Origin of the sequence: Kaistella sp. (genome assembly GCF_041824135.1) — a bacterium.
Classification (GTDB): Bacteria; Bacteroidota; Bacteroidia; order Flavobacteriales; family Weeksellaceae; genus Kaistella.
Genome location: NZ_JBGZYM010000040.1, coordinates 1 through 4,303, shown reverse-complemented (window position 1 = coordinate 4,303; position 4,303 = coordinate 1). Strand labels below are relative to the sequence as shown.

Genomic DNA, 4,303 nt, shown 5'->3' with positions numbered 1-4,303 from the left:
GTCATCAATTGAAAATTTTGATGAATATCAACTCAAGTTTTATCTTCAAAACCAGAATAATCAATTTGTCTTATCTCAATCAAACTCAAAAAAGAACGGTTTTTCAAAACTGAACATTAATTTTAAAGATAGAAGTGATGCCGATGAATTAATAAAACAAGAATTAAAAGTTCTAGGTGGTACAATTTATAATAAAAATAGTTTAACGTTTTCAACAAATACTTTTGAGAAGCCATTTGAGTTTTCTGGAAATTTTTCTGGGAATTTTAAAATTTCAGTCAATAAAAAAGATGTTGATCTTAATATAAAACTATATGAACTTTTACCGGACGGAAAATATTTACTACTTTCCAGCTATATAGGAAGAGCCAGTTATTCCCAAAATCCTGAAAAAAGAAAATTACTCATTCCAAATAAAAAAGCTAATATTTCAATAAAAAATAATGAATTTGTAAGCAAAAAAATAGAAAAAGGTAGCAGATTAGTTACAATAATTGGTGTTAACAAAAATCCTTTCTTCGAGATAAATTACGGATCAGGAAAAGAAGTAAGTAAAGAATCAATCGAAGATGCAAAAGAACCATTGGAAATCAAGTTTTATAATGATAGTTATATAAAAATCCCAATTTCACAAAACTAAATGGCTCAATTTCCATATCAATTTTTTAATAATTTTGTTGCAAGAGCTCCTATTTTATCCTATAGACATTTTCAAAAACTATTTTCGCAAGAAGAATTTGATGAAAATAAAATAAAAGACATATTCAGCAACGCTCTTCTTCAGGAAGCTATTTATTTAGCTTCTCCAAATCTTTATAAAGAACTTTTTAAATGGATTTCGCAAGAAAAACAATTTTCTAAAAAAGAACAACAGAGATTAATAAATACATTTTTAAAATACTTCAGTAGAATGAGTTCAAGGTGTACTCCATTCGGATTATTTTCTGGTGTTGGTTTGGGAACATTTGGAAATGAAAATTCTACAATGTGTGTCAATACATCTCAAAAGTTTAGGGACACAAAACTTGATATGCATTTTTTAGGTGCTTTATCTCAACATTTACTCACAATCCCTAAAATAAAAAAAAACATTCTTTTTTTTCCAAATAGCAGTATTTACAAAATAGGTAAAAAAATCAGATATCTAGAATATGAAAGTAAAAATGGAAAAAGAGATTATATTATTTCATCCGCTCCATTTTCAGAAGAACTTAAAACCATCATGGATTTTTCAAAAGATGGGAAAACTTTTGACCAACTAATTTCCACACTTACTAATGATGAATTCTCCCAAGATGATGTGCAGGAATATGTAGTAGAATTAATTGACAATCAGGTTTTAATCAGCGAACTTGAACCCAATGTATCGGGTGATGATTTTTTAGATATTTTGATACTTATTTTAGAAAGAATAGAAGCAAGCAATGAAAAAGAAATTCTGATTTCAATTAAGAATAAAATGATAGCGCTGGATTTACATTTTGGAAATCCGGATTTAGTTTATTTGGAAATTGAAGAACTTATAAAAAAGTTAAATGTAAATTATGATCAAAATTATCTTTTTCAGACAGATCTTTATTTTGATCAAAAAAACCAACTTTCTTATTTGTGGAAAAAAGAATTAAAAAAAGGGATTTCTATTCTAAATAAAATTACAGAAGCAAGTGAACAGTCCTATCTAAATGATTTTAAAAAAGCATTCTACAAAAGATTTGAAAATGAAGAAATTCAATTGTCTTACGCTATGGATACGGAAGTCGGAATTGGATATCGGCAAGACTTGTCAACCCTAGGAGTTCATCCGTACGTTGAAGATTTAATTATTCCATCGTTAAAACAGAAACAAAAGTTGGAAATTAAACTAAATTCTTTCCAAATTCTTTTGAATCAAAAATTACAGGGAGCATTATTGGAGAAATGTACTTTGATAAATCTTGTGGATGAAGATCTTGAAGATTTTGATGAAAACTGGGTTGATTTGCAAGAAACAATGTCTTTTATGACAGAAATTATTTCCGAAGGTGGACAAGAGAAATTATATCTGAACCACGGCAGCGGGAGTGCTGGCAAATTATTGGGAAGATTCTGCTCAGAAAAATCAGACATTAGAAATTTTGTTAAAGAAATTTCAATAAAAGAACAGGAGTTAAATTCTAGCAAAATTTTAGCAGAAATTATACATCTTCCTGAATCTAGAATTGGAAATATTTTAAGAAGACCACTAATAAGAGATTTTGAAATACCTTATTTGGGTAATTCTATACTTCCTAAAGAAAGTCAAATCTCTATTGATGACCTCTATTTATCAATCAGAAATAATAAGTTGATTTTACGCTCAAAGAGACTAAACAAAGAAATTGTTCCTTGTCTTACTAATGCTCATAACTACTCCACCAATTCACTACCAACTTATCATTTTTTATCTGATTTTAGTACTCAAGATACCCGCTCCAGTCTTCTTTTTCATTGGGGAGGATTATTCCATATTTATAATTTCTTTCCAAGAGTAGAATACAGAAATATTATACTTTCCAAAGCGAAATGGAAAATTAGTTTGCAAGAAATTAATCATTTTGTTTCTTTAATGAACGATAAAGAGCAATTGATGAATGAAGTAAAAAATTGGAGGAAAAAGCGGCAGGTTCCAGAATGGATTCAATGGATAAAATCTGATAATACTTTGCTTATAAATTTAGAAAATAGTGGTTTGCTCACGATGTTTTTATCTTCTATTAAGGATGAAAAGACGGTAATAATTGAAGAATTTTTAAAATATGAAAAGAGCGATTTTACAAATCAATTTATTTTTTCAATCTATAAAAGTTCTCCAAAATGACAATTAGAAAGTTTAACCCCGGAACAGAATGGATTTTTATAAAAATCTACTCTGGAATCAAAACTTCTGATATTGTTCTGGAAGAAGCAATAATTCCATTGGTTCACTATTTAGATGAAAATAATTTAATCCATAAATGGTTTTTCATTCGGTATCATGATCCCAAATCTCATTTGAGACTACGACTTCATCTGAAAGACAATAATCATTACGGTTCAGCTATTAAAGCTATTAATGATAAAATAAAAATTTTTATTGACTCTGGGGAAATTTCCTCAATAAATATCGATTCTTACAAACGGGAAATTGAACGATATGGACAGGAAACGATTGAGTTTGCAGAAGAATTATTTCATCAAAGCAGTAAACTAATTTTAAACTTTTTAGATTATGATGACGAAGAAAAAATCATGGTGACCATGTTTTATATTGATCAAATTCTATCTAAAATAAAACTGCCTGCTGAAAGAAAGTTGGAATGGATTGAACATTATAATAATTCGTTTAAGAAAGAGTTCAATTCGGACAAGAACTTAAACAGCCAATTGTCTAAAAAGTACAGGGATTTTAAATCTAATTATCATAATTTCATCAATACAAATGAATTTGAGGAAGTGAAGGATCATATTATATTAAATATTCGTCAAAGTCATGAGTCATTGCTTAATATAGTTAATACACAGAAAGGAATAAAATTAGAAGATTTTTTCCAAAGTATATTTCACATGCACATCAATCGAATTTTCACTTCTAATCAACGTCTATTTGAAATGGTTATTTATGATTATTTGTGGCGACATTATAAATTTAGCAAAAATGAAATTATGAGACTTTAAAAATATGTGAAGTTAATATCAATATTCAACTCATTTGTATTTTTACTTCCTATAAAATAGATTTCGAACTTATAAAGATTGGTACCGCATTAAATTTCACTTTCTTTTACTTTCAAGCCAATTTTCATACTTCTCGGTCAAATTATTTTCTTTTAAATATTCATCTCTTCGGAATGCTTCTTTTGAATAGAATTTCATTTCCTTTTCTGCAGCTTTCTTTTCATGATATTGATCAATTCCATAAGAAAGAATTGCCGCACACAAAAACAAAAGAATAGTCAAAGCACCATAAAAATATAATTGATATTTGCTTTCTTTTTTAGAAACAACTTTCATCATGGAAATCTGTTTTTCAAATATATTTGATAATTCACTTCTGTGCTCCTTAAACATTTTATCATTATCTAAAATTACAGTTCCAAGTGGTTTATATTCAATTTTAATAGATGAATTTTCAATCTGCTCCAATTTCTTATCAAGAGTGGAAATTATTTCTTTATTCAAATCGAATTTTAGATTTACTTCATTGAGATTCTTATTGAAAACCTCCATTAAATCTTGTGTTTTTAATTTCTGCGCCATTTTTATCTTTTGAATATTTTTTTTCGTTTTCTTTTTAGTTCATCTGCAG

The 4,303-nt window shown here is 27.8% G+C and carries 4 protein-coding genes; 3 read left to right on the top strand and 1 reads right to left on the bottom strand.

The window, feature by feature from the left end:
- From ACEYOS_RS04530 to ACEYOS_RS04520, 3 genes are all read left to right on the top strand, one after another.
- The coding region (locus ACEYOS_RS04530) for a CocE/NonD family hydrolase C-terminal non-catalytic domain-containing protein (protein ID WP_373797522.1) at window positions 1-640 on the top strand (640 nt) is incomplete at its 5' end.
- Window positions 641-2,836, top strand: a complete 2,196-nt coding sequence (locus tag ACEYOS_RS04525; protein ID WP_373797521.1) for a lantibiotic dehydratase family protein — start codon at window positions 641-643, stop codon at window positions 2,834-2,836.
- Window positions 2,833-3,672: a thiopeptide-type bacteriocin biosynthesis protein gene (locus ACEYOS_RS04520; protein ID WP_373784496.1), complete on the top strand. Its 840-nt coding sequence runs from the start codon at window positions 2,833-2,835 to the stop codon at window positions 3,670-3,672. The genes ACEYOS_RS04525 and ACEYOS_RS04520 overlap by 4 nt, the downstream gene beginning before the upstream one ends.
- A gap of 96 nt (window positions 3,673-3,768) precedes the next feature.
- On the opposite strand, the gene ACEYOS_RS04515 is transcribed toward ACEYOS_RS04520, so the two are convergent.
- Window positions 3,769-4,254 carry a hypothetical protein gene (locus ACEYOS_RS04515; protein ID WP_373739057.1) on the bottom strand — a complete coding sequence of 162 codons (486 nt, stop codon included), beginning with the start codon at window positions 4,252-4,254 and terminating at the stop codon, window positions 3,769-3,771.
- Window positions 4,255-4,303 lie beyond the last annotated feature (49 nt).